Source organism: Rhodanobacter sp. ANJX3 (assembly GCF_014200755.1).
In the GTDB taxonomy this organism is placed as follows: Bacteria; Pseudomonadota; Gammaproteobacteria; order Xanthomonadales; family Rhodanobacteraceae; genus Rhodanobacter.
In genome coordinates, this window is the sequence record NZ_JACHCM010000004.1 from 272,255 (window position 1) to 298,660 (window position 26,406).

A 26,406-nucleotide genomic window follows, 5' to 3' on the forward strand; every position below is an offset into this window, starting at 1 on the left:
AACTCAACTGGCGTGCCGGTGGATCAGAGCGCTGCGATCAGCGCGTCGCCGAACTCGGAGCACTTCACTTCCTTGGCGCCGTCCATCATGCGGGCGAAGTCGTAGGTCACCGTTTTGGCCGCGATCACCTTGTCCATCGCCTCGATGATCTTGTCGGCCGCCTCGTTCCAACCCAGGTGACGCAGCAGCAGCTCGCCGGACAGAATCACCGAACCCGGGTTCACCTTGTCCTGGCCTGCATACTTCGGTGCCGTGCCGTGGGTCGCCTCGAACACCGCGTGGCCGGTGACGTAGTTGATGTTGCCGCCCGGCGCGATGCCGATGCCGCCGACTTCCGCCGCCAGGGCATCGGAGATGTAGTCACCGTTGAGGTTCAAGGTGGCGACTACGTCGTACTCGGCCGCGCGGGTCATGATCTGCTGCAGGAACGCGTCGGCGATCACGTCCTTGACCACGATTTCCTTGCCGTTGGTCGGATTCTTGAAGCTCATCCACGGGCCGCCGTCCAGCTCGACCGCACCGAACTCGTTCTTGGCCAGGGCATAGCCCCAGTCGCGGAACGCGCCTTCGGTGAACTTCATGATGTTGCCCTTGTGCACCAGGGTCACCGACTTGCGGTCGTTGTCGATGGCGTACTTGAAGGCCGCGCGCACCAGGCGCTCGGTGCCTTCCTTCGATACCGGCTTGATGCCAATGCCCGAGGTGGTCGGGAAACGGATCTTCTTGAAGCGGTCGGGGAAGTTGTCCTGCAGCAGCTGCAGAAACTTCTTTGCGTCGTCGGTGCCTTCCTGGAATTCGATACCGGCGTAGATGTCTTCGCAGTTCTCGCGGAAGATCACCATGTCCACCGCCTCGGGCTTCTTCACCGGCGAGGGCACGCCTTTGAACCAGCGCACCGGGCGCAGGCAGGTGTAAAGATCCAGCTGCTGACGCAGCGCCACGTTGAGCGAACGAATGCCGCCGCCGACCGGCGTGGTCAGCGGACCCTTGATCGACACCAGGTACTCGCGGCAGGCCTCGACGGTTTCGTCGGGCAGCCAGCTGCCGGTTTCGTTGAAGGCCTTTTCGCCGGCCAGCACTTCCATCCAGTGGATCTTGCGCTCGCCGTTGTAGGCCTTGGCCACGGCCGCGTCGAGCACGCGCACCGAAGCGCGCCAGATATCGGGACCGATGCCGTCGCCTTCGATGAAGGGCACGATCGGCTGGTTCGGCACATGCAGCGTGCCGTCGGTAATGGTGATCTTGCTGCCGCCGCTCGGTGGCGTGGGCTTGTTGTCAGACATGGAAATCTCCGGCTGGTGAATCGGAACCTGCAAAAACATCAGGACGACATGGCGCCGCCCCGGACAGACACAAGACGCCCATTTTCGCCCGAATGGAGCGCGCTGACCATGCCGACCACAGGCGGCGGTTCATTGCTGCGCTGCGCAAAGGGAACGGCGCTGTCAGCGCCAATGAGAAGCATGTGGTGCAGCGGATGACCAACCAAGCGTATCGAGGCCGGGCGGCCAATAAAAAAGAGCGCGGATAACCGCGCTCTTTTCGTGTTTCTTGCGAGCGGCTTGTCGGGGCCGTTACCGGCCATCGAGCAAGCTCTCTACCGCTTGGACGAATTAGTGTCCGGCGGTGGAGGTGCTGGCCGGGGCAGCCGCCGTGCTGGCCGGAGCCGTCGCAGCGGTGGAAGCCGGAGCCATGGCGGCGGTCGAAGCCGGAGCCATTGCAGCTGTGGAAGCCGGGGTCGGCGTGGCGGCCGGAGCGGCGGTGGCAGCGGCAGGCGGGGTCGAGTCAGCCGGCGCCGACGAAGAATCGTCGCTCTTGCCGCAAGCGCTGAGGGACAGGACGGCGGCCAGCGAGGCAGCGCAGATCAGGGTGCGGGTCATCTTCATACAAACATCTCCAGTTCTAGGGTTGGAAGGAAATTTTTTACATCTGACCGGGTCTGATCCGATCGGGGTCCATAAGCTGATCACGACGGGCATCAAAAGCGGCTTCCATGCATCGGCGCTGCCGTCAAACTACCAGGCAACCGTGTACAGGCTATCACCTGGCGCGGTCGTTGTAGAAGATGGCCCGCTGGCGGATCACTTGAGAACCGGCGTGTTCTGGAGCGGTACGGACAAAAATCGGCAGTCGAACAGCGGTGCAAACCCCTTTCATGCCACGCCGATGGCGCATTCCCAGCGTTCAACCACGGACAGCAATAAACCCTGGCGGGTTAACCGATGGTGAGCAGGACAATCAGGTAACACGCCGATCGGGTGCCGTCATGAAGGGCGGCGCCCTTTTTGAATGGACTCAACCCCTTACGCCGACGATCCGCCGGGAGCGCACACGCTCTCGCCGCCGGGCCCGCCAGCTTTTCCAGTGCGCGGCCAGGCAGGAGAAAATCACGTACAGTGCCGGCGTGCTCAGCAGGGTCAGGCTCTGCGAGATCAGCAGGCCGCCGATCATCGCGATGCCCAGCGGCCGGCGCAGCTCCGAGCCCTCGCCGAGCCCGATCGCGATCGGCATGGCAGCCAGAATCGCCACCATCGTCGTCATCATGATCGGGCGGAAGCGCACCAGGCAGGCCTCGCGCACCGCTTCGAGCGGGTTCTTGCCGTGCTCGCGCTCGGCCACCAGGGCGAAGTCGATCATCATGATCGCGTTTTTCTTGACGATGCCGATCAAAAGCACCAGCGCGATCTGCGCGATCACCGACAGCTCGGTGTCGGTGATCCACAGCGCCAGCAGCGCACCGGCGCCGGCGGCCGGCAAGGTGGAAAGAATCGTCACCGGATGGATCAGGCTCTCGTACAGCATGCCCAGCACGATGTAGACGGTGATGATCGCCGCGGCCACCAGCCACAGCATGCCGCTCTGCGACTGCTGGAAGCGGCGAAAATCGCCGCCGATGTTGAGCTTCATGTCGCCCGGCATGCGCATGTTGCTGGCGGTGGCCTGGATGATCTGCAGCGCTTCGCCCTGGCTGACGCCCGGCGCCAGATTGAAGCTCAGATCCATCGTGGTCTGCTGGTCTTCGTGCGTGACCTGGGTCGGTGCCAGACCTGCCTGCTGATGCGCGAAAGCGGTCAGCGGAATCATCTGGCCGCTGCTCGACTTGACGTAGGTCTTGTCCAGCGACGCTGGCGAGGCCGTCTGATTCGGCAGCGCGTTGATCACCACCTTGTACTGGTTCAGATCCGAGTAGATCGTCGAGACCTGACGCTGGCCGAACGCGTCGTAGAGCGCGCCATCGATCGTGCCGATCGACAAGCCCAGCCGCGCCGCCTTGTCGCGATCGATGATGATGTCCTGCTCCAGGCCGGCGTCATCGACGTCGCTGCCGACATCTTTCAACTTCGGATTCTTGCGCAGCTCGGTAACCAGCTTGGGCAACCACAACTGCAGCTGGGCCAGATCGTCGCCCTGCAGCGACACCTGATATTGCGCACCCTGATTGGTGCCGCCACCGCCGAAGCTCGGCAGATCCTGGATCGGACGCAGGCGCACGTTGAGGTCGGGATAGCGCGCGGCCTTGGCGCTGAGCCGCGCCAGCGCCGCGAAGGTGTCGTCGGTGCGGCCATCGGCGTGGCTTTTCAGCTGGATATCGAAAAATCCGCTGGCGCCCTGCCGACCGCTGCCCAAACGCGAGCCGACGGTCGCTACGTCCCTGTCCTTGAGCAGCATGTCGATCAGCCGCTGCTGGCGGTTGACCGAATCCTGAAACGACACCGTGGCACCCGAGGTCGCGCGGCCGCGGATCAGGCCGGTGTCCTGTGGCGGAAACAGGCTGGCCTTGACCTGTGTGAACATGAAAATGGTGAAGACGATCAGCAACAGCGGCGTCAGCGAAAGCATCAGCGCATGGCGCAGCGAAAAATCCAGCGCGCGCGTGTAGACCGCGAGCATCTTGTCCTGCATCGACTCCAGCGCCCGACCCAGGCGCGACGGTTTTTCCGGCTCGCTGTGGCCTTTCAGGAACAGCCCGCACAGCGACGGCGTCAGCGTCAGCGACACGATGGCCGATATGACGATCGCCGCCACCAGCGTCATCGTGAATTCCTTGAAGAACAGACCGGTGATGCCGCCCATGAACAGCAGCGGGATAAACACCGCGACCAGCGAACCGGTGATCGAGACGATGGTGAAACCGATCTCGTGCGCACCGACCAGCGCGGCCTCGCGTCGCGTCATGCCCTGATCGATGTGCCGCACGACGTTTTCGATCACCACGATCGCATCGTCGACCACGAAGCCGATGGCGATGACCAGCGCCAGCAGGGTGAGGTTGTTGAGCGTATAGCCGAGGATGTACATCGTAGCCGCCGCACCGGCCAGCGACAGCGGCACGGCGAGCGCTGCAATCATCGTCGGCGCCAGCCGGCGCAGGAACATCGCCATCACCAGCACCACCATCGCCAGGCTGATCAGCAGGGTCGCCTGCACCTCGTGCAGCGAAGCACGGATGGTCGGCGTGCCGTCGAAATACGGCGTCAGCTTGGTGCCCGGCTGCAGGAAGCCGCGCAGCTCGGGTATCGCCGCCTTGACCCTGTCCACCGTCCCGATGATGTTGGCAGTGGACTGCTTGTACACGTACATCAGCACCGCCGGCTTGCCCTGAAACCAGGCCGCCTGATACGCGTCCTGCTGGCCGTCGTACACCGTTGCGACCGAGGACAGACGCACCGCCACGCCGTTCTGGTTGGAGATGACCAGGCTGGAAAAATCGGCGGCATCGTGCAGCGCGTCGTTGGCCGTCACGGCCATCGTGGTCTTGCCGTCGGACAGAAAACCCTGCGGCGAGGTGACGTTGGCGGCAGTCAGCGAGTTGCGCAAATCATCCGGCGACAGACCCATCGCGTTGAGCGCGCGCAGATTCACGTCCACACGCACCGCGGGGGTGGATGCGCCGGCAATATCCACCGACGCCACACCCTCGAGCTGACGCAGGCGCTGGGCGAGCAGCGAATCGGCGACGTCGTAAAGATCGCGCGCCGACTGCGTGTCGGACGTCAGCGCGAAGGCAATGATGGGATCGTCGTTCGGATTGGCCTTCTCGTAACTCGGCGGATTGTTGAGCCCCGATGGCAGATCGGACTGCGCGGCGTTGATCGCCGCCTGCACGTCGCGCGCCGCATCGTCGAGATTGCGCCCGCCGTCGAAAATCATGAACACCTGCGTGCTGCCCAGCGAGCTGGACGAGCGCAAGGTATCGATGCCGGTCACCTGGCCGAGGTGCCGCTCCAGCGGCGCCGCCACGGTCGACGCCATGGTGCCCGCGCTGGCGCCGGCCTGGCTGGCCTGCACGTAGATCACCGGTACCTGGATGTCCGGCAGCGCAGCCACACCGAGCAGGGCATAGCAGATGACGCCGACCACAAAAATGCCGATGGCCAGCAGCGACGTGCCGATCGGACGACGGATGAAAGGCCCGGAGATATTCATGCGGCGCGGCGACCCACGAGGCCGGCGCTGGGCTGATGAACATTCGTGCCATGGTCAGCGGCTACGTCGAAGAAAGAGTGAACCTGAAAAACGCTTTGCACAGAACATCCGAAATCGAAAAGTGGGGCAAAAAGTGGCGTTTGCGGCACGGTCATGACGCGGCATGCCAGCGCATCACCATCAAGGCGAAAGGGGCGAACGGCTCGCGCCGCGCCCCTTTCCTGTCGTGCCGTCCGCACATGAACGGACGGTCGCCATCGAACCGCTGGAATCACGTCACGCTCCGCACCTGGCGGCTTCCTTGCGCATGGGCCAGCGCACGCCGCTGGCGGCGCGCTTCCATCCAGTCGGAGAAGCGCTCCATATGCAGGTAGATCACCGGCGTGGTGTACAGCGTCACCAGCTGCGACAGCAGCAGGCCGCCGACGATCGACACGCCGAGCGGGCGACGCAGCTCCGAGCCGATGCCGTTGCCCAGCGCCAGCGGCAATGCGCCAAGCATGGCCGCGGCGGTGGTCATCATGATCGGGCGGAAGCGCAGCAGGCAGGCCCGGCGGATCGCCTCGCGCGCGTTGAGCCCGGTACGTTTCGCCTCGATGGCGAAGTCGATCATCATGATCGCGTTCTTCTTGACGATGCCGATCAGCAGCACGATGCCGACGATGCCGTCGACCGACAGGCTCATGCCGCAGATGATCAGCGCGAGCAAGGCACCGACACCGGCCGGCGGCAGCGTCGAGATGATCGTCAGCGGATGGATATAGCTCTCGTACAGCACGCCCAGCACGATGTAGATCACGATGATCGCCGCGAGCAGCAGCAGCACCTCATCACCCAGGCTGTTGGAGAACTCGGCCGCCTTGCCGATGAACTGGCCGCGCACCTGCGCCGGAAATTTCAGCTGCTTTTCCACCTCGTGAATCGCGTCGACGCCCTGCGACAACGAATAGCCCGGCGCCAGATTGAACGACACGGTCACCGCCGGCAGCTGCTGCGAATGGCTTACTACCAGCGGCGCCGTGGTGACCTCGGAGCTGGCCAGCGAGGCGATCGGGATGATGCTGCCGGTACCGATGATCACGCCGGTATTGGCCACCGCGATACCGGTACTGGTGGACGAATTGCTCGACGCCGCCTGGCCGAAGCTGGTGGCATTGCTGCCGGTCAGCGCGCCGTTGCCGTTGCTCTTCACCGCCAGCTGGTTGAGCAGCGCCGTGCTGTTGCGGAACTGCGGCGCCACTTCCAGCACCACGCGGTACTGGTTGAGCTGGGTGAAGATGGTCGAAATCTGGCGCTGGCCGAACGAGTCGTACAGCGTGTCGTCGATGGTCTGCACCGGCACACCGAGACGGCTGGCCTTGTCGCGATCGATGGTCAGCTTGAGCGCCGTACCCTGGTCGGCCAGGTTGTTGTCGACGTCGGCCAGCTCGGGCCGCTTGCGCAGCGCCTGGGTCATCTGGTTCGCGTAACCGGACAGCTCGGTCGAGTTCACGTCCGATAGCGAGTACTGGTATTCGGTCGCCGACACCTGGCTGTCCAGGGTCACGTCCTGCACCGGTTTCAGATACAGCGCCACGCCGGGAATATTGGCCGCGGCGTTCTGCAGGTCGGCGACGACGGTGTCGAGATTGGCGCGATCGCCGCGATCCTTCAGCACGATGCTGAGCTGGCCTTGGTTCAAAGTCGGGTTGACCGAACCGGCACCGATAAAGGCCGCCACGCCGGCCACGCCGTCGACCTTGCGCAGCGCATTGGCGACCGCCTGCGTGCGCTGTTCCATCTGCGGGAACGCCACGTTCTGATCGGCCTGCACCACGCCGGTGATCATGCCGGTGTCCTGCTCGGGCAGCAGGCCCTTCGGGATGATGATGTACAAAATAATGGTGATGAACACGGTGATGCCGGCCACCACCATCGTCAGCCGCTGGTGGTCGAGCACCCAGTCGAGCGAACGCTCGTAGCCGCCGACGATGCGCGTCCACAGGTTCTTGGTGCCCGCCGCCGCGTGACGCTCGTGCACGTCGTCGCTGTCGGGCAGCTCGTCGGCCTTCAGCAGGTACGCGCACATCATCGGCGTCAGCGTCAACGACACCAGCATCGAGATGACCACCGCAATGGTCAGTACCCAGGCGAATTCGTGGAACAGGCGACCGGTAACACCGGGCATCAGCAACAGCGGCAGAAACACCGCCACCAGCGACACGGTCAGCGACAGCACGGTGAAGCCGATTTCCCTGGCGCCGACCTCGGCCGCCTCCTTGCCGTCCATGCCCTGCTCGATATAGCGCACGATGTTCTCGATCATCACGATCGCATCGTCCACCACGAAGCCGGTGGCGACCGCCAACGCCATCAGGGAAAGGTTATCCAGCGACATGCCGGTAAACGACATCACCGCAAAGGTACCCAGCAGCGACAGCGGCACCGCCACCGACGGAATCACCGTGGCCCACAGCCGGCGCAGGAAAACGAAGATCACCGCCACCACCAGGGCGATGGTGATCAGCAAGGTCATCTCCACGTCGTGCACCGAAGCGCGGATGGTCACGGTGCGATCGGCGAACACGTCCAGATGCACGTCGGCCGGCAGCACGGCCTGCAGCTGCGGCAGAATCTGCCGGATCGACTGCACCGTCTGCACGATATTGGCGCCCGGCTGACGGCGGATATCCAGCAGCACGGCGGACTTGCCGTTGGCCCACGCGGCAAGCTGATCGTTCTCTACGCCATCGACCACGCTGGCCACGTCGGACAAGCGCACCGGCGCATTGTTGCTGTAGCTGATGATGGTGTTCTTGTACTCGTCCGCAGTGGCCAGCTGGTCGTTGGTACCGATGCTGTAACTCTGCGTGGCGCCATTGAGCGTGCCCTTGGGGGCATTGACGTTGGCCTGGGTGAGCGAGTTGCGCACGTCCTCCATGGTCAGACCGAGGTTGGCCAGCTGCGCCGGATTCACCTGCACGCGTACGGCCGGGCGCACGTTGCCCGCGATCGAAACCAGGCCCACGCCCTGCACCTGCGACAGCTTCTGCGCCAGAATCGAATCGGCATAATTGTTGACGTCGCGCAGCGGCAGCGTGTCCGAGGTCAGCTGCAGCGTGAGGATGGGCGCATCGGCCGGATTGACGCGGTTGTACACCGGCGGATACGGCAAGGTGCTGGGCAGCGTGCCGCGCGCCTGATTGAGCTCCGACTGCACGTCCTGCGCGGCGATATCGATATCGCGATCCATATCGAACTGCAGCACGATCGTCGACAGGCCGGCCGACGAGTCGGAGGTCATCATCGACAGGCCGGAGATCTGGCCGAGATTGCGCTCCAGCGGCGTGGTTACCAGCGACGCCATGGTCGCCGCGCTAGCGCCCGGGTACTGCGTGGTGACGACCAGGCTGGGCGCCTCGATCTCGGGCAGCGCCGACACCGGCAGCTCGCGGTAACCGAGGATGCCGAGCAGCAGCACCGCCACCATCAGCAGCGAGGTGGCGATCGGGCGGCGGATGAAGAGGGTGGAGAATCCCATGAGGCGTCGGACCGTTGGCAGTTAAGAGCGGGGACGCGCGCAGCGCGAACGCCGCAGGCGGCCCGAAGGGCGAGCGGCAACGCCGCGAGTAACGGGGAACGGGGAACCACCCAAAGCGGTTCCCGCGCTCAACTCAACCTCACCCACCACGACGACCACCGCCCTGCTTGGCCTTCTGCATCTCGGCCGCGGTCGGTGCGGCCGGCACTTCGCCGGGCTTGAGCGCCTGCACCTTGCTGCCGGGCTTGAGCCGGAACTGGCCTTCGGTCACCACCTGATCGCCAACGGCCAGACCCTTGCTGATCATCACATTGCTGGCGCCCACTTCGTTCGCCACGGTGACCGGCTGCATCTTGACCGTCTTGTCGGCCTGCAGCTGATACACGTAGTCGCCGTCCGGGCCGCGCTGCACGGCCTGCGCCGGAATCACCAGACCGTTGGCCGTGGTGCTCACCTTCAGCTGCACGTTGACGAACTGGCCGGGCCACAGGTTGCTGTCCAGATTCGGAAACTGCGCGCGCAGCTTGAACGTGCCGGTGGTGGTGTTGATCTGGTTGTCGATCACCTGCAGCACGCCGCCGCTGGCCAGCGGATGCGCGTCGGTCTTGTCCAGCGCCGCCACCGCGAGCTGGGCACCACCCTTGACCGCATTGCGCACCGTTTCCAGATTCTGTTCCGGCAGGTAGAAGATCACGTAGATCGGATGGATCTGGGTCAGCGTGACGATGGCGGTGGTGGTGGTCACCACGTTGCCCGGATCGATGCTGCGGATGCCGGTAACGCAATCGCAGGGCGAGATGATCTTGGTGTAGTCGAGCTGGACCTTGGCCGATTTCACCGCGGCGGCGTCGGAGGCCACGGTGGCTGCGTCCGAGGCGACGGTATTGCGGTAGGTGTCCATGTCGAGCGCTGCCACGTAGCCTTGCCCGACCAGCGCCTGGTTGCGCTTGAGCGTGCTCTGCGCGGTACCCAGCAGGGCTTCGTCCTGCTTCTGCTTGGCCACGGCCTGGTCGTAGTTGGCCTGGTAGGTGCGCGGATCGATCTGCGCCAGCACGTCGCCCTTCTTCACCGACTGACCTTCGGTAAAGTTGATCGTCATCATCTCGCCGCCGACCTGCGGATTGATCGTCACGGTGTTGAGCGCCTGCACGGTGCCCAGGCCGGTGAGATAGATCGGCACGGCCTGGCTGACCACTGGCTGCACGGTGACCGGCACCGGCGCGGCATCTTTTTCGCCCTGGGCATCCTGGCCCTTGGCCGCGGAAGCATCCGCGCCAGCGCCGCGGCGATGATGGCCACCGGCCGTCTCCGCCGGTTTGTGCAACAGCCGAAAGCCCACTAACGCCACCACGATCACAGCTATGACGATCAGGGCGATCTTCCAAAAACGCGACATGTGAAACTCCTGGACTTGAAACAACGCGGCAACGTGATCCACAAGGCAAAAGCCATGCACCGGTTGGCACGCATGGCGTATTTATCGGAGCTATTCGGGTCTCCCCCGGCCGGCACGACGACCGGCGGCTCCACTGGGACGAAATGATAGGTGCAGTGCAGCGGGCTTGAACAATGCCAGTTGACAGGGGTCGGCCATGACCGATGGCAGGGGCGGCTTCTTGCAGACCTCTTTTCGGCGGCTTCGTTCACGCTGCGCGCTCGGTCCCGAAAAATCGTTCCTTGGGCGTGATTCGCGCCGTGGATGCAGATGCGCCGGGCGGGCTTCGCTTATAACGGGCTTCGTCTATAATCCTGCGCTGGTTGCCTTTGAGCGAGCATGGCAACCGCGCGCAATAGCCAGCGCTGCAGCTGCCCCAGTGCAGGTCTGGCCAGACCACCGGTGCAACAGAACAGCCATCAGGTAAGCCGGAACAGCCGCACTGGCTCACCGCCCTGCCTACTGAAAGGAGTACGTGCGTGAGCGGTTCCATGAGCAATTCCGACAAGGCCACCATCCGTCAGCTGGTCATCATGGTGGGCGGCTTGGTCGTGCTGACCCTGGTCCTGATGTTCGCCGGCTACGAGATCTACGACCACGCACCGAAAGAAACCAACCCCAACGCCTCCGCGGCCGTGGCCGATCGCATCGCGCCCGCCGGCGCCGTCTATGCCGGCAATACCGGCCGCGCCGCGATGCAGGCGGCGGCCGATGCGGCGGCCAAGGCCGCGGCTTCGCAGGTGGCCTACGGCGGCACCACCGACGGCAAGACCATCTTCGACAACCTGTGCACCAGCTGCCACACCGCCGGTGTCGCCGGCGCGCCCAAGGTCGGCAACAAGGCCATGTGGGCGCCCCGCATCGCCGAGGGCCTGGACACGCTGGTCAAGCATGCCATCGAGGGCTATCACGGCCCGGACGGCAACTACATGCCGGCCAAGGGTGGCAACCCCGCGCTCACCGACGCGCAGGTCAAGGCAGCGGTCACCTGGATCGTCGATCAGGCCAAGTAAGCCGAATTACCAAGCCGCCCCCATCGCACCTACAGACGCCGCCTTCGGGCGGCGTTGCTGTATGTGCGTCGGGCACCGCATCGCGGAAACTGTCATCGGCATCTGCTAGCGTCGGTGCCCGGCTTCGGTCGCACGCATCGCCACCCTCTACTGGAATACTGCATGTCGTCTCGTCTGGTCGCTCTCGCTGTTCTTGCCTTGCTCGCCGGTTGCGCCAGCCAATCCACCAAGCTGCCCGACGGCATGCGGGCCAAGGTGGCGATTCTGGAAACCACCGACGTGCACTCCAACGTGCTGAGCTACGACTATTACAAGCTCAAGCCGGACAGCACACTGGGCTACGAGCGCACCGCCACACTGATCCGCCGCGCCCGCGCGGAATTTCCCAACACCTTCCTGTTCGACAGTGGCGACACCATCCAGGGCAGCGTGCTGGCCGACTATCAGGCGCTGGTCAAACCGATCGCCTGCGATCAGGAGCTGGCGATCTACCGTGCGATGGACACGATCGGCTACGACGGCGGCACGGCCGGCAACCACGAGTTCAACTACGGCCTGGGCTTTCTCTCGCAGGCCACCGGCACGCCGATGAACGTCGACGGCGGCCGCACCGATCGCTGCGCCGGCCCGCATTTTCCGCTGGTGCTGGCGAACGTCGACAGCGCGCGCGACGGCCAGCCCATCTTCAAACCGTGGACGGTGGTGACGAAAACCATCGAAGCCACCACAGCCGACGGCAAGACGATCCGCGTGCCGCTGAAAATCGGCATCATTGGTTTCACCCCGCCGCCGATCATGCAGTGGGACAAGCAGAATCTGGCTGGCAAGGTCACCGTCACCGGCGTGGTCGAGGCGGCGCAAAAATACCTGCCCCAGCTGCAGGCGCAGCATCCCGACCTGATCGTGGCCATCCTGCACGGCGGCCTCGACACCGCGCCGTACACGCCGGCGATGGAAAACGGCGGCTGGTACCTGGCCGGCGTGCCGGGCATCGACGCGCTGCTGCTCGGCCACGCGCACACCGAATTCCCCTGCCCACACTACGCCGACATGAAAGATGTCGATGCGCAGCGCGGCTTCGTGCGCGGCGTGCCGGCCGTGATGGGCGGCTTCTTCGGAAAGGACCTGGGCGTGATCGAGCTGGCGCTCGATCGGCAGCAGGGCCGCTGGGTAATCGATCGCAGCGGCTCGCACAGCGAAGTGCGGCCGATCTGCGTTGCCGCCCCCGGTGCCAGCAAGTCGGCCAAGCCCGAGTGCGTGCCGGCCGATCCGCAGATCGCGCCGCTGCTCGATCAGACCCAGGCGGCCGCCATCGCCTACGTCAACACGCCGATCGGCGAAAGCCGCGTGCGCCTCAGCAGCTACTTTGCCGACGAAGGCAATATGACCGCGCTGGCCGTGGTCAACGCCGCGCAGGCCGACTACGTGAGGCGCGAGCTGCCGCGCACGCATCCCGAGCTGCGCGACGTGCCGGTGCTGTCCAGCGCCGCGGCCTTCCGCACCGGCTTTGGTGGCCCCGACGATTACACCGACGTCGCCGCCGGCTCGCTGACGCTGCGCAGCGCGGCCGATTTGTACTTCTATCCCAACACGCTGGCTGCCGTAAAAACCGACGGCGCCGGCCTCAAGGCGTGGCTGGAGAAATCGGCCGAGCGCTTCAATCGCATCGATCCGACCCTGGCCGGTGAGCAAGCCCTCATCAACGACAAATACCCCGGCTTCAACGTCGACCAGATCCAGGGCGGCATCCACTACATCATCGACGTATCAAAGCCCGTCGGCCAGCGCATCACCGCGCTGACCTATCACGGCAAACCGGTGACGCCCGAGCAACCCTTCGTCGTGGTCACCAACAACTACCGCGCCAGCGGCGGCGGCCACTTTCCCGGGCTCGACGGCAGCAGCATCGTGCTGGCCGCGCCGGACGGCACACGCGAAATTCTGGCCGACTGGTTGAAGCAGAAAAAGCGGATCGATGCGAGCGATCTCGAAGCGACCTCGTGGACGTTTGCACCACTGAAAACCCGCGGCCCGATTGTCTTCACCGGCGCCAGCGGCAAGCGGGATGTGGCGAACGCGGCCGGGCTGACCAACATCCGCCTATCCCAAGACCACGGCGACGGCACGGCTACCTACACGATCGACTTGTCGAAAAGGTGATCGACGGATAGCGTGGGCGACATATCGCCTACGGTTGTTCGGCATGGGTTTCATCGGCCGCGGGGCACCGATGGCATTCGCTGAAGGCAACTCACCCCTTCGATCAACCACAACGTTAAGGCACCGATGATCGCGTTGGAAATCCAGGCCCTGTCGGAACGACGCGAAAACCTGCTGATCGAGATCGGTCGCGTCGTCCTCTCACAGGGGTTCACCCTGCAGCGTCAGCGCCTGGCTGATGACCAGCACGGCGTGCTGCTGACGATGGTAGTGCGCGGACCGGAGCGTAAGCAGCGCGCGCTGGCAGCGGCGATGGATGCGCAGGAGCGCATCATCAGCTATCAGATATCGGCGTTCGAAGAAGGTGTGCAGAAGCCGCACTTCGCCGCCTCGCGCCGCATCGCGTATCAGCCCGGCGCCCCGGCTACCGAGCCGCCTGTCGAACCCACGGTTGTCGAAGCGCCCGCGCCTGCTTTGGAGACGATCGACGCAGCCGAAGAGTCCCAAGTCGTCACCGCCGTCGAGCTACCGACCGAACCAGACTATGCGCAGGTGATGGCGGCTGATGTCCCGTTTGCCCTTGTATCGGCACCAGCGCCAGCGCCCACGGCACCTCCGATCGAGCCCTTCATCGAAATGATCCCGCTCGGCCCCGACGTCACGTCCGTCGACCAGATGCTCCCCAAGTTACTGAGCGACTACCCGGATATTTTCCCCCGTCTGCAGAAGCTGGAAGATTCGGTAGCCGAAGCCGCCCGTGCGTCATCGCTGCAGCTGGCGGGCCAGCGCCTGGGCGCGTCGATATTCGAACACGACCACGGCTCGAGCCGCGGGCTCGGATTGCTGGAGGCGATCGAGCGCGTCGGCATGCCGTCGCTCGGCCTGCTGGTCGAAGTCGATCAACAGGCCGAGCAGCTGCATATCCATCACAGCCCGATCTGCAGCGAGAGCGGTCAATCCGGCTGCGTGTTTTTCAGCGGCTTTCTGGAAGGTCTGCTGACGCCGGCTGTGCAGTCGCACCAGATCTCGATATTTTCTGTCTGCTGCCGCAGCTTTGGCGCGGGCGAGTGCATTCTGGCGATCTCGGATTGATCCGAGTTTTTGCGTGGATACGTCGCCCGTGGCGAGCCATCCGATACCATGCCACGCGTTTTTTCGTGCCTGAGCCCACGCTCTAAGACAAAACTAAGAAAACGGTGGTCGCGCTACACGCGGCTGCCGCAGAACTGTCATATGGCCTGATCACGCTAGCGGACTATTCCCACTACCGTGCAGGTTCGTATGCCAAGTCGATTCAGCGCTCTGCCGCACCGCTCCCGCTCGTTGGCGCTGCGCCCTTTGATCCGCAGTCTGCGCCAGAGCATGGCACCCCTGGGCTGGATTTTTGTGACGGGGCTGTCGCTGAGCGGCAACGTGTTTGCCACAGATGCGGCACCGAATGCGACGGCGCCGGCGGATGTCACCGCCCTGCCCGTCACGCCGCCCAAGCAGCTCGAGGAAGTGGAAGTGCGCGGCAACACCAGCACCTCTGCGCTGACCCAGGCGCCAACGCAGGCGGACCTGACCATTACCCAGCCGCAGTCGATCATCGGCCTGGACTGGATCAGCAACCACGTCTCGCCGACCGCGGACTACGCCACCATCGCCGCCATCGCGCCGGGCGTCACCAACGTCAGCCCGGCGGGCCCGGGCCTGGGCGAGTCGAAGCAGATGACCTTGCGCGGCTTTAATGACAACAGCTACAACGTGACCTACGACGGCATCCCGTTCGGCGACACCAACGACTTCAGCCATCACACCAGCAGCTATTTCCCGGCCAAGATGATCGGCCAGGTGCTGATCGATCGCGGCCCCGGCAACGCCAGCACGATCGGCGAGGCGACCTTCGGCGGCACGGTGGCGCTGAGCTCGAAGGATGCCCGCGACAATTTCTCGTTCATCCCCTCGCAGACCTACGGCAGCTACGGCACCTCGCTGACCCATCTGGAGCTCAACTCGGGCACCTTCGACAACGGCGGCAAGCTGATCGCCAGCGCGCAATACCTCACTACCGACACGGCCAAGACGGACAGCGAATCCTCGCGCAAAACCGGCTACGTGAAATACGTGCAGCCCATCGGCGACAGCACCGAGATCACCTTTCTCAGCAACTACAACTACATCCGCTTCAACAATCCCAACCTCAGCTCGCTCACCCTGCAGCAGATCGCCACGCTCGGCCGCAACTTCGGTTTGAACAACGACCCCAAGAGCACCAACTGCGCCTGCTACAACTACCAGACCAAGGAAACCGATCTGGAATACATCGGCGTGCACAGCCGCCTGCCCAGCGACTGGGAGCTGGACGACAAGGTCTATACCTACGCCTATAGCAACACCAGCCACGAAAGCCCGTACGTCGGCACCAAGACCTCGCCGACGGATATCGGCGGCTACATCAAGATCAACAAATACCGTGCCTTCGGCGATACGTTCGAGCTGACCCATACCGACGACTACGGCCAGTTCCGCACCGGCGGCTGGTACGAGTTCACCAGCAACGACCGCAGCAGCATCGCGATCGACTACAACCGCGGCGGCGCCATCGACGTCAAGCCGGGCCAGCCGATCTACGGCTCGTTCAACGCCAAGGGCGTGTACAGCGGACCGTTCAAGTACACCATGAACGATCGCATGCGCACGACCCAGCTCTACGCCGAATACGAGTGGCACGCCGCCGACAAGCTGACCATTACGCCCGGCGTGAAGAACGTCGACTTCAAGCGCTATATCGACGCACCGATCAACCAGACCACCAAGACACCGCTGTACTACGACCAGACCTCGCAGAAGACGTTGGGCTTTCTTACCGCCAACTATCTGCTGCGCGACGACTGGAGCATCTATGGCACCGTGGCGCAGGGCTTTCTGGCACCCAACCTCGACGAGTTCTACGTGAGCAATCCGGGCCAGAACAAGATCAAGCCGGAGGAAACCAAGAACTACCAGTTCGGCACGGTGTACAAGACCGATCGCTTCAACGCCGACGCGGACGTCTATTTCATCAACTTCCAGAACTACGCGTTTTCCACCACCATTCCCGGCACCACCGATCCGCTGAACTACGAGGCCAAGGGCGCGTACATCAAGGGCATCGAGGCCGAAGCCACATATTACTTAGGCGCCGGCACCAGCGCATTCGTCAACGGATCGGCACAGGACGCCACCTTCAAGGGCTCGAAGCTCGACGTGCCCAATGTGCCCGACCGCACCGCGGCGATCGGCGTGCTGTATGAAGACCAGGGTTTTTCCGCGTCGCTTTACGACAAGTTTTCCGGCCGCCAGACTGCCTACAACAGCACGTTCAATCCGGACATCGCCAGCACGGCCACCTCGACCATCCACAGCGGCGGCTTCTGGCAGGCGGCGGCCAGCATCGGCTATGGCCAGAACCTCAACGGCCCGGTGTTCAAGAGCTACAAAGTGCGGTTGGAAGTGGACAACCTGTTCGCCAGTCAGAACCTGGTGATTAACTCGGTCAGCGGCAACACCGGCTCGTATTACGTACTACCGGGCCGCAGCTGGTTCGCGTCCGTGTCGTTCGGACTCTGATCGAGGGGTAAGCGCACATCGCCTCTAAGTCGTTTGAAAGCGATCGGCGCAATACTGTGCGCTTGTCCCATGCCGCTCCGACAGACCATGCGGAGCGACAACCGGAGGAGCGCACGTTGCACATCATTCTCGTGGAAGACGACGCACCGCTCGGCGCCGCGATTCAGCGCGCGCTGGAACGTCTGTCCTATACGGTGACATGGCTGCACGACGGTCGCGCGGCGCTGGCCGCGCTGCGCGATGAAACCGCCGACCTCATGCTGCTGGACCTCGGCCTGCCGGGCAAGGATGGTCTGGACGTGCTGATCGAAGCCAGACGCAACAACATCAAGACGCCGGTGCTGGTGATGACCGCGCGCGATACGCTGGAAGCGCGCGTGGCCGGCCTCGACGCCGGCGCCGACGATTATCTGGTCAAGCCCTTCCATCTCGACGAGCTGGGCGCGCGCATCCGTTCGCTGACCCGACGCGTGCAGGGTCTGGCCGCCAATCGCATCGAGGCAGGCGCGCTCAGCCTCGACCTGGGCACCTCCGAAGTGACCTTTCGCGGCGAGCGTGTCGAGCTGACCCGACGCGAGTTTTCGCTGCTGCAGACGCTGATGGAGCGCGCCGGTCGACTGGTTCGGCGCGAAAGCCTGGAGAACTCGCTGTACGGGCTGGACAACGCCGTGGGCAGCAGCGCGCTGGAAGTGCTTGTGCACGCGCTGCGGCGCAAGCTGAGCTTCGAGACGATCCAGAACGTTCGTGGCTTCGGCTACATGATTCCGCGAGAACCGCAATGACGCCGACCAGCCTGCGTGCGCGGCTGCGCTGGTTGATCGTGATCGTGCTGGTCGTGGTGCTGGTGCCGCTGGGTGTGCTGAGCTTTCAGCGCACCATCCGAGAAGTCGATGAGCTGATGGACGGCCGGCTGGCCGAATCCGCGCGCACGCTCGAAGTACTGATCGGGCACGCCGGCATCGACTCGCTGCGTGGTACCGACGGCCACAGCGATCTGGTGCCCGTACCGAACGAAGCCGCCATTAAGCTGGCGCGCAGCAAACACTCCTACACCTACGAGGCCGAGGTCGGCTTTCAGGTGTTCGATCGTCTGGAGCGTCCCACGCTGGCCACCGCCAACGTGGTGAGCCTGCCCGCGCCCAGGCTGGGCGACGCGGACTTTCAGGACCTGCGCATCGGTGACTACCTCTGGCGCGTCTATACGCTGCGCGATGCGGCCGAGGGCGTGGTGATCCGCACCGCCGAACGCTACGACAGCCGCAACGGCATTCTCCGCGCGCTCTGGCTCGACCACGGCGTGCCGCTGCTGCTGGGACTGCCGCTGCTGGCCTTGCTGGTCGGCTGGGCGGTGACGCGCGGCCTGCGCCCGTTGGCGACGCTGGCGCAGGCGCTGTCGGCGCGCGAGCCGGGCAGCCGCCAGCCGATTCATCTGAATCAAGCACCGCAGGAACTGCAGCCGGTGCTGGCCGCGCTCAACGCCCAACTCGAACGTCAGGAAGATGCGCTCGAGCGCGAGCGGCGCTTCAGCGCGGACGTGGCGCACGAGCTGCGCACACCGCTGGCCTCGATCATGATCAATCTCGAGAGCGCGCTGGCCACCCACGATTTGAAAGAGGCGCAGGACAGTCTCGGCGGCGCGCAGCACAGCGTGGTCGCACTGGCGCGGCGGATCGAACAGCTGCTCGCCCTGGCGCGACTCGAAGCCGGCGTCGCCGCGCGCCAGCACACGACAATCGATCTGGTCGAGGTCGCCAGCGATGTGATCGAAGAGCTGACCACCATCATCGCCGAAAGTGGTGTGCAGCTCGACTTCATGCGGCTCCATCCACACGTCGTCGTGCAAGGTTACGAGGCCGCGCTGGCCGCCCTGCTGCGCAACCTGATCGAAAATGCGCTACGCCACGTGCCGCAAGGCGGCCAGGTGCAGCTGATCATCGGGCAGGCGGAGAAGGAAGCCACGATCGACGTCATCGACGACGGCCCGGGCATTCCCGTCGAACAGCGCGCCGCCGTGTTCGCACGTTTTCATCGCGAAAAATCCAGCCGCGGCGAAGGCTACGGTCTGGGCCTTTCGATCGTGCAGCGCGCGGCCGAGCTGCACAACGCGTCGATCGAACTGCTCGATTCGCCGTTCGGCACCGGCCTGCGCGTGCGGGTCGCCATGCCACTGGCCGACTAACCGGGCAGCTCTGCAAGACGCCGCCCCGTCAGCTGATCGAACCGATCAGTGTCGACCGACCACCAGCACCGTAAAGCTGCCGGGTACGACAGATGGACGTCCATTCGCCTGCTTGGTAGCTCCGAACTTTGCCGCCGACAGATACAGCCGGTGCGACGACGGATCGAGCGCCAGCGTACGCGCGCTGACCTGCGTCGCGATGGTGTCTTTCACCGTGTAGTGATCCGCGTCGTCCTCGTGGATCGCGGTAACCGTTCCGCTCTGACCGTTGGAGCTGTAGACCATCGAGGCCGCATCGTCGAACACCACCGCATCGGGACCGTCGCCGATCGGCAGCGTGGCGACGAGATGCCCGTTGTTCGCGTCGAGCACGGCCATTTTCTGGTTGTCGCACACCGAAAAGAGCCGATGATGCTGGCGATCGAGCGCCAGACCGCTGGGCGATTCGCACGGCGCCAGCGGCCAGGTGTTCAGTACGGTGTTCTTGGCCGAATCGATCTGGACCAGTTCGGACTTGTCCTCGATGTTCACGTACACGTGGCCGGCGCCATCGGACACCGCAAACTCCGGCTTGCCTGGCAGGGCGATGGTGGCGATCACGGCATTGGTTGCCGGGTCGATCACGCTGGCGCTGCTGCTTTTGCCGTTGAGGGTCAGCACGTGATGCGAAGCCGCGTCGTAGACGATGGCATCGGGGTTGAGGCCAGTGCCCTTGATCACCGCCACGGTCTTCAGCGTATCCAGATCAAATGCCGTGACCGTGGCCGCCTTGCCGTCGCTGGTGAAGCCGCGCTTGAGATCCTGCGCCACGGCGATGCCGTGCACGCCCTGGGTATCAGCAATGGTTCCAACCTGCCTGTCCTTTACGGCATCGATCACCAGCACGCGATCGCCGCGGCTGACGAACAGGTGATGGCGCGGCGCGTCGAAGCTGAGGTAATCCCAGCCGCCGTCACCGCCGAGATCCATGCGCGAGATCACCTGGTAGCCGCTGCCGGCATGTCCGGCGTCGGCTGCGATGGACGGAGCGGCGATTGACAGGGCGAGCGCCGCAGGCAGAACGTGGCGGAAAAGTTTGTGCATGAGACGGTCCTGACGAATGAGGGAGAGATCGATCGCGTGTCAGCATGAAAGCATCCCCTTACTGCCACCTTAGTGACAGCGCGCAAGATCCTGCCCCGCCGCCCTTCATCCATTAAGTCAAAGTGTCACGCTCCACAAAGTTCCTACTAAGCCGTGCCAGCTAACGTAGGGCGCCACATCAGCATGGCCGGAGCGCAGCTTGTCGCGATCAGTACTCAAGCAGACCGATGACGCGCTGCCGATATTTTCGGCTGCGCGGTCGCGCGCCCTGATCATCGGACTATGCTGGATCGGTAGCAGCATGCTCGGAGGATGCGCCACTTACCGCCCTGCGCCGCTGCCGACCGCTGTTGAACTGCCACATGACGTGGCGCGGTTGCAGGGCGCACCGAGCGATGGGCGCGTGCTCGATCTGCCGACGATCGAACGTCTCGTACTACTCAATAATCCCGACCTGCGCTCGGCGCGCGCTCAGCACGACGCGGCGCAGGCGCAAATGCTGCAAGCCGGGCTGCTGCCCAACCCGGCGATCAACGGCAGCATCGGCTATCTGATCTCCGGCGTAGGCGATGCCACCGCGTGGACGGCAGGCTTCAGCGAAGACATCCGCGCGCTGATCACCCTGTCGCCGCGACGGCAGGCGGCGAAAGCTGCCGCCGCGCAGATCGACGCCAGCCTGCTGTGGCAGGAATGGCAGACGATCGGCAAGGTGCGGCTGCTCGTGGTCGATCTGGTCGAGGGCGAGCGCCTACGCGCGCTGCAGAGCCACACGCTGGAGCAGCTGGCGCAGCGCAACCGGCAGCTGCGGCAAAGCGTCAATCAGGGTAATACCGACCTTACCGCTGCGGCACCGGATTTCGTCGCCGCGGCGGACGCGCAAACTGCCTATGACGATCTGCAGCGTCGCCTGCTCAGCCAGCATCACGATCTGGCCGCGCTACTTGGCCTGGCGGCCGATACCGCGATTGCGCTGCCGGCCGCGCTGGAAATCCCCGCGGCGGACGACGCGCGCATTCGGGCCAGCGCGCGGGACATCGAACGACGGCGTCCCGACCTCGTCGCGCTGCAGCTGGGCTATCAGGCACAGGAAGCGACGCTGCGCGCCGCCGTGCTGGCGCAGTTTCCGATGTTCTCGCTGGGCTACGCCGCATCGCAGGACAACAGCCGCGTGCGCAACGGCGGGCCGTCCATCACCTTCGACCTGCCGATCTTCGACCGCAACCAGGGCACTATCGCGATCGCCAAAGCGACCCAGCAGCAGTTGCGCGACGAATACGCCGCGCGGCTGTCGTCGGCGCACGGCGACATCGATGCACTGCTAACCGAACAGGCGCTGGCGCGTGCGCAGCTGGCCGACCTATTGCCAACCTTGCCCGCGGCCGTGCATGACGCCGATCAGGCAACCACCGCGCAGCAGCAGGGGCTGATCGGTCTGCGCACCTACGTCGATCTGCTGGTCGCCGCGCAAAGCCGCCAGGCCGCGGCCATCACCCTGCAGCAAACCGTGCTGGAGCAGCAGGTGGCGATGGATACGCTGCTCGGCACCGGCATGCCCGATTCCCTTCCCCAGGATGTCATTGCGCCATGAACACGCGTCTATGCCGATGCATTTTTGCGCTCGTCGCCCTGTCCTTGGCTGGCTGCGGGGGCAGCGCCGCCGATTCGGACGCCGGCGGCAGTGACAAGGTCAGCGCCGCCGTCATCACGCAGGCCGTGCATCAAGGCAGCCTGCCCGACGTCGTCAGCGCCTACGGCACGGCGGCACCCGCGATCGATGCGGCCTCGACGCTGAGCATTCAGGCCGAAGGGGCGGTGACACAGTTCGACGTCACGGCCGGCACCGCCGTGCACCGCGGCCAGCGCCTACTCACCTTCACGCTGTCGCCAACGGCAGCGGCGGCTTACCAGCAGGCGCGTACGGCGTTGAACGTAGCGCAGGCTGCACGCGAACACACTGCGCAACTGCTGGCCCACCAGCTCGCCACGCGCGACCAGCTGGCGCAAGCCGACAAGGCGGCGAGCGATGCGCGCTCGGCACTCGATGCGCTGCGTAAACAGCAGGGCGACGGCCGCACCATGGAGCTGCTCGCCCCGTTCGACGGCATCGTCAGCAGCATCGCCGTGACCCGCGGCGATACGCTGCAGCCCGGCGCAGCGCTGCTGTCGCTGGCGCGCGGCGGCGGCGTCTTGGTGAGCGTCGGCCTCGAGATGAATCCGCAGCATGCACCCGTGCCCGGCGACAAGGTCACGCTGGTGCCGCTGGGCGCCGGTGCGCCGGTGACCGGTGTGGTAAAGCGCGTGGCCGGCATGCTCGACCCGCACACGCATCTGCAGAACGCCGACATCGCGCCCGACAGTCCGGTGATCGCCGGCATGGGCTATCGCGCCGACATCACCGTCGGCCAGTGGCATGGCTGGTTGATACCGCGCGATGCGCTGGTCGAGGACGGTACGGCGTGGCAAGTGTTTCAGGTCGCTGGCGGCAAGGCGGTCAAGGTGCCGGTCACCCTCGTTGGCGAGTCCGATACGGTGTCGGTGGTCAGCGGCACGCTGGATGCACAACGCCCGCTCGTCGTCGTCGGCAATACCCAGCTCGAGGACGGCATGGCGGTCCGTACGGCGGAGCCGGTGAAGTGAGCGAGCCGATATCAAGGCGCCCCGACTGGCTCGCGCGTCACGGCAGAACGCTGATCATCGTGGCGCTGGCGCTGATGCTGGCCGGGTTGTTCAGCGCGCTGTCGTTGCCGGTCGGCCTGTTTCCGCAAGTGTCGTTTCCGCGCGTGGTGGTCGATCTGGATGCCGGCGATCGACCGGCCGATCAGACCGCGCTTTTGGTGACACGCCCTGTCGAAGAAGCGATCCGCACCGTGCCAGGCGTGGTGAGCCTGCGCTCGGACACCACGCGCGGATCGGCCCAGGTGTCGATCGATTTTGGCTGGGGCCGCGACATGACCTCGTCGACCCTACTGGTGGACGCGGCGATCGCGCGCGTGCTGCCCACCTTGCCTGTGGGCAGCACGTACGGCGTACGTCGGATGGACCCGACCGTGTTTCCGATCATCTCGTACGCCCTGCGCTCCGACACGCTGTCGCCAGTCGCGCTGCGCGACCTCGCGCAGTATCAGATCGTGCCGCTGTTGGCCGCCGTGCCCGGGCTCTCGCACGTCGACGTGCAGGGCGGCGAGACGGCCGAGATCGAAGTGGAGGCCGATCCGCAGAAGCTGGCCCTGCACGGCCTGGCGCTGAGTGACCTGGTGACCGCGCTGTCCGGCGCCAATGCGCGGCAAGCGGTCGGCCGCGTGCAGGATCACAACAAGCTGTATCTCGTCGTCGCCGATCATTCGCTCAAAGGGATCGATGCGCTGCGCAACGTCGTGGTGAAAAGCGATGCGACCGGCTGGCTCAAACTCGCCGATGTGGCGACGGTGCGCAACGGCTACCTGCCGCAGTGGATCAAGGTCGCCGAGGACGGCAAGCCGGCGGTGCTGTTCAACGTCTACGAGCAGCCGGACGGCAACGCCGTGCAGATCGCGCAGGCGGTACGCGACAAGCTGTCCGGCTTCGCGCTGCCGCGCGGCGTGACGATTCGCAACTGGTACGACCAGAGCGAGCTGGTCACCGAGTCGGCCAACAGCGTGCGCGATGCGGTGATCATCGGCCTGGTGCTGGCCGCGATCGTGATGCTGCTGTTCCTGCGCAACCTGCGCGTGACCCTGATCACCGTCATCGTGGTGCCGGCGACGCTGGCGGTGACGGTGCTGCTGCTGAGCGTGCTGGGGCTGAGCTTCAACATCATGACGCTGGGCGGCATCGCAGCCGCCGTGGGCCTGGTGATCGACGATGTGATCGTGATGATCGAACACATCGCGCGCCGCGCCGGCGCCGCGCCCACCCAGGCGCACGGCGCGGTCGGCGCCGATGCGGTGCTGCCGGCGGCGCGCGAATTCATGGCGCCGCTGTCGGGATCGAGTCTCGCCACGCTGATCGTGTTTATTCCGCTGGGTTTCCTCGACGGCGTGACCGGCGCGTTTTCGAAGGCGCTGTCGATCACCATGGCCAGCGCGCTGATCGTGTCCTGGCTGGTGACCGCGCTGGTGGTGCCGCTGCTGGCGCGCCAGCTGATCAACTTTCAGCGCTGGCAGGACCCCGGCAGCAACCCGCGCGGCTGGCTGCGGCGCGCGCATGGGCCGCTCTACGACGGGCTGACGCGGCGGCCGTGGCTGCTGGCCGTGGTGCTGGTGCCGCTGCTGGTGCTCGGCTACGTCGCCTACACCAAGGTCGCCACCGGCTTCATGCCGACGGTCGACGAAAGCGGTTTCGTCATGGACTACTACACCGCGCCCGGCACATCGCTGCCGGAAACCTCGCGGCAGGTCGGCCAGATCGAGGCCATTCTCAGAGCCCAACCCGAGGTCGACACGTTTTCGCGCCGGCTCGGCACCGGCCTCGGCGGCGATCTCGGACAGTCCTATCACGGCGATTTTTTCGTCAAGCTGAAGCCCGATCACGCGCGCGCCACCGAGGAGGTGATGAGCGCGGTACGCACCCGTATCGAAAGCGAAGTGCCCGGCGTGGAGATCGAACTGGCGCAGCTGATGGAAGATCTCATCGGCGATCTCACGGCCGTGCCGCAGCCGATCGAGATAAAACTCTACGGCACCAACCCCGGTGAGCTGGACGATCAGGCCGACAAGGTCGCCAAGGCGATCGGAAAAATCGACGGCGTGGTCGAGATCAAAAGCGGCGTGCAGCTCGCCGGCGATGCGCTCAACGTGAACATCGATGCAGCGCGTGCCGCGTTCGAAGGCATGACCGTCGACGCCATCACGCAGGCCGTCGATCAGGCCGTTTCCGGCACGGTCGCCACGCAGCTGCCGCAGCTGACCAAAAGCGTGGGCGTGCGCGTGTGGATTCCCGGCGCGATGCAGCTGAAGATTCCGCAGCTCGCGCGTCTGCCGATACGCGCGCCGGACGGCCACGTGTTTCCACTCGGGCGCGTGGCCACGCTGGAGCCGGTCAGCGGACAACCGCAGATCTCGCGCGAGGATCTGCAGCCGATGGTCGCCGTGACGGCGCGCATCGAAGGTCGTGGCATCGGCGCGGCGGTGGCCGATGTCAAAGCGCTGCTGGCCAAACCCGGCATGCTGGATGCGGGCGTGCGCTACGAGCTGGGTGGCCTTTACCAGCAGCAGCAGATCGCCTTCGTCGGTTTGAGCGAGGTCTTCGCTGCCGCACTGGTGGCCGAATTCATCCTGCTGATGTTTTTGTACCAGCGGCTGTGGCTGGCGCTGATCGTGCTGAGCTGCTCGCTGTTCTCCACCACGGCAGTTTTCATTGCGCTATGGCTGAGTGGCGTCGATCTCAACATCACGGCCATGATGGGCATGACCATGATCATCGGCATCGGCACCGAGATGGCGATTTTCTATGTCTCCGAGTACGTGAGCTTGGCGGACATCGTGGAGCCGCGGATGGCCCTGCGTCAGGCCAGCGTCGACCGCCTGCGGCCGATCACCATGACCACGCTGGCCGCGATCCTCACCCTGTTGCCGCTGGCGCTCGCGATCGGCCAGGGCTCAGGCCTGCAGCAACCGCTGGCGATCGCGATCATCGCCGGACTGATGCTGCAGTATCCGATGGTGCTGCTGGTGATGCCGATGCTGATCGGGTTTACGTTGAAACGCCGCGACTGATAACCATCACGACGGCCCCGAGCTGCGCGCAGGCCGGGGCCGTCGCGTGTCGAAGTGCCGATAATCAAAAAATGGATCGCGCGTTTCAACGGTGCCAAAACGAATCCACGGCGATACACGGGGTCGCCAGATAATCCTGCATTACATCTGACCATGTTTTCCGATCGGCGAATGAGCACTAGTCGACCCTTCGATCGGGCTGCATTCTTCGCCCCTGATCAAATGGCCTTAACCGATACTCTGCAATTTCGCCCGAAGTGCGATGCAGCTATGGAAATCAGCCATTTTCCGCGATATTCTAGTCC

Annotated in this window: 16 protein-coding genes; 10 read left to right on the forward strand and 6 right to left on the reverse strand. The window is 64.7% G+C overall.

Annotated elements, in window-relative coordinates:
- Positions 1 to 23: 23 nt before the first annotated feature.
- The gene (icd, locus tag HDE76_RS12970) at positions 24 to 1,283 is read right to left on the reverse strand and encodes an NADP-dependent isocitrate dehydrogenase (protein WP_179480423.1); all 1,260 of its coding nucleotides are present in this window, start codon (positions 1,281 to 1,283) and stop codon (positions 24 to 26) included.
- Positions 1,284 to 1,321: 38 nt separating this feature from the next.
- Positions 1,322 to 1,585 carry a hypothetical protein gene (locus HDE76_RS12975; RefSeq protein ID WP_179480421.1) on the reverse strand — a complete coding sequence of 88 codons (264 nt, stop codon included), beginning with the start codon at positions 1,583 to 1,585 and terminating at the stop codon, positions 1,322 to 1,324.
- 107 nt (positions 1,586 to 1,692) lie between these two features.
- On the opposite strand from HDE76_RS12975, the gene HDE76_RS12980 reads away from it, so the two are divergent.
- Positions 1,693 to 2,229 (forward strand): hypothetical protein, encoded by a 537-nt coding sequence (locus HDE76_RS12980; RefSeq protein ID WP_184508101.1) that lies wholly within the window; start codon positions 1,693 to 1,695, stop codon positions 2,227 to 2,229.
- Between the two features lie 66 nt (positions 2,230 to 2,295).
- Here the strand turns inward: HDE76_RS12980 and HDE76_RS12985 are convergent, their stop codons facing one another.
- From HDE76_RS12985 to HDE76_RS12995, 3 genes are all read right to left on the reverse strand, one after another.
- Entirely contained in the window at positions 2,296 to 5,427 is a 3,132-nt protein-coding gene (locus HDE76_RS12985; RefSeq protein ID WP_184508104.1) for an efflux RND transporter permease subunit, read from the reverse strand.
- Between the two features lie 271 nt (positions 5,428 to 5,698).
- Entirely contained in the window at positions 5,699 to 8,947 is a 3,249-nt protein-coding gene (locus HDE76_RS12990; protein WP_179480415.1) for an efflux RND transporter permease subunit, read from the reverse strand.
- A 139-nt stretch (positions 8,948 to 9,086) separates the two neighbouring features.
- Positions 9,087 to 10,343: an efflux RND transporter periplasmic adaptor subunit gene (locus tag HDE76_RS12995; RefSeq protein WP_184508107.1), complete on the reverse strand. Its 1,257-nt coding sequence runs from the start codon at positions 10,341 to 10,343 to the stop codon at positions 9,087 to 9,089.
- Positions 10,344 to 10,873: 530 nt separating this feature from the next.
- Between HDE76_RS12995 and HDE76_RS13000 the strand changes: the two genes are divergently transcribed.
- The 6 genes from HDE76_RS13000 to HDE76_RS13025 all read left to right on the forward strand — a co-directional run bounded on the left by HDE76_RS13000 (position 10,874) and on the right by HDE76_RS13025 (position 19,325).
- The gene (locus HDE76_RS13000) at positions 10,874 to 11,395 is read left to right on the forward strand and encodes a c-type cytochrome (protein WP_179480744.1); all 522 of its coding nucleotides are present in this window, start codon (positions 10,874 to 10,876) and stop codon (positions 11,393 to 11,395) included.
- Positions 11,396 to 11,557: 162 nt separating this feature from the next.
- Entirely contained in the window at positions 11,558 to 13,555 is a 1,998-nt protein-coding gene (locus HDE76_RS13005; RefSeq protein WP_184508111.1) for a bifunctional 2',3'-cyclic-nucleotide 2'-phosphodiesterase/3'-nucleotidase, read from the forward strand.
- Between the two features lie 126 nt (positions 13,556 to 13,681).
- A complete protein-coding gene (locus HDE76_RS13010) occupies positions 13,682 to 14,647 on the forward strand; it encodes a hypothetical protein (protein WP_184508114.1) in 966 nt (321 codons plus the stop codon).
- A gap of 270 nt (positions 14,648 to 14,917) precedes the next feature.
- Positions 14,918 to 17,146, forward strand: coding sequence for a TonB-dependent receptor (locus HDE76_RS13015; protein WP_184508116.1), 2,229 nt, complete (start codon positions 14,918 to 14,920; stop codon positions 17,144 to 17,146).
- Positions 17,147 to 17,262: 116 nt separating this feature from the next.
- The gene (locus HDE76_RS13020) at positions 17,263 to 17,928 is read left to right on the forward strand and encodes a response regulator (protein ID WP_179480405.1); all 666 of its coding nucleotides are present in this window, start codon (positions 17,263 to 17,265) and stop codon (positions 17,926 to 17,928) included.
- Positions 17,925 to 19,325: an ATP-binding protein gene (locus tag HDE76_RS13025; protein ID WP_184508119.1), complete on the forward strand. Its 1,401-nt coding sequence runs from the start codon at positions 17,925 to 17,927 to the stop codon at positions 19,323 to 19,325. The genes HDE76_RS13020 and HDE76_RS13025 overlap by 4 nt, the downstream gene beginning before the upstream one ends.
- Before the next feature lie 45 nt (positions 19,326 to 19,370).
- Here HDE76_RS13025 and HDE76_RS13030 read toward each other — a convergent pair whose 3' ends face one another.
- On the reverse strand, positions 19,371 to 20,408 hold the full coding sequence (locus tag HDE76_RS13030; RefSeq protein ID WP_184508122.1) for a YncE family protein: 1,038 nt from the start codon (positions 20,406 to 20,408) through the stop codon (positions 19,371 to 19,373).
- A gap of 199 nt (positions 20,409 to 20,607) precedes the next feature.
- Between HDE76_RS13030 and HDE76_RS13035 the strand changes: the two genes are divergently transcribed.
- The 3 genes from HDE76_RS13035 to HDE76_RS13045 are packed head-to-tail and all read left to right on the forward strand — an operon-like array spanning position 20,608 to position 26,101.
- Entirely contained in the window at positions 20,608 to 21,996 is a 1,389-nt protein-coding gene (locus tag HDE76_RS13035; RefSeq protein ID WP_184508125.1) for a TolC family protein, read from the forward strand.
- Positions 21,993 to 23,045: an efflux RND transporter periplasmic adaptor subunit gene (locus HDE76_RS13040; RefSeq protein WP_184508129.1), complete on the forward strand. Its 1,053-nt coding sequence runs from the start codon at positions 21,993 to 21,995 to the stop codon at positions 23,043 to 23,045. Before HDE76_RS13035 ends, HDE76_RS13040 begins: the two co-directional genes overlap by 4 nt.
- On the forward strand, positions 23,042 to 26,101 hold the full coding sequence (locus tag HDE76_RS13045) for an efflux RND transporter permease subunit (protein ID WP_343205706.1): 3,060 nt from the start codon (positions 23,042 to 23,044) through the stop codon (positions 26,099 to 26,101). The genes HDE76_RS13040 and HDE76_RS13045 overlap by 4 nt, the downstream gene beginning before the upstream one ends.
- Positions 26,102 to 26,406: the final 305 nt, after the last annotated feature.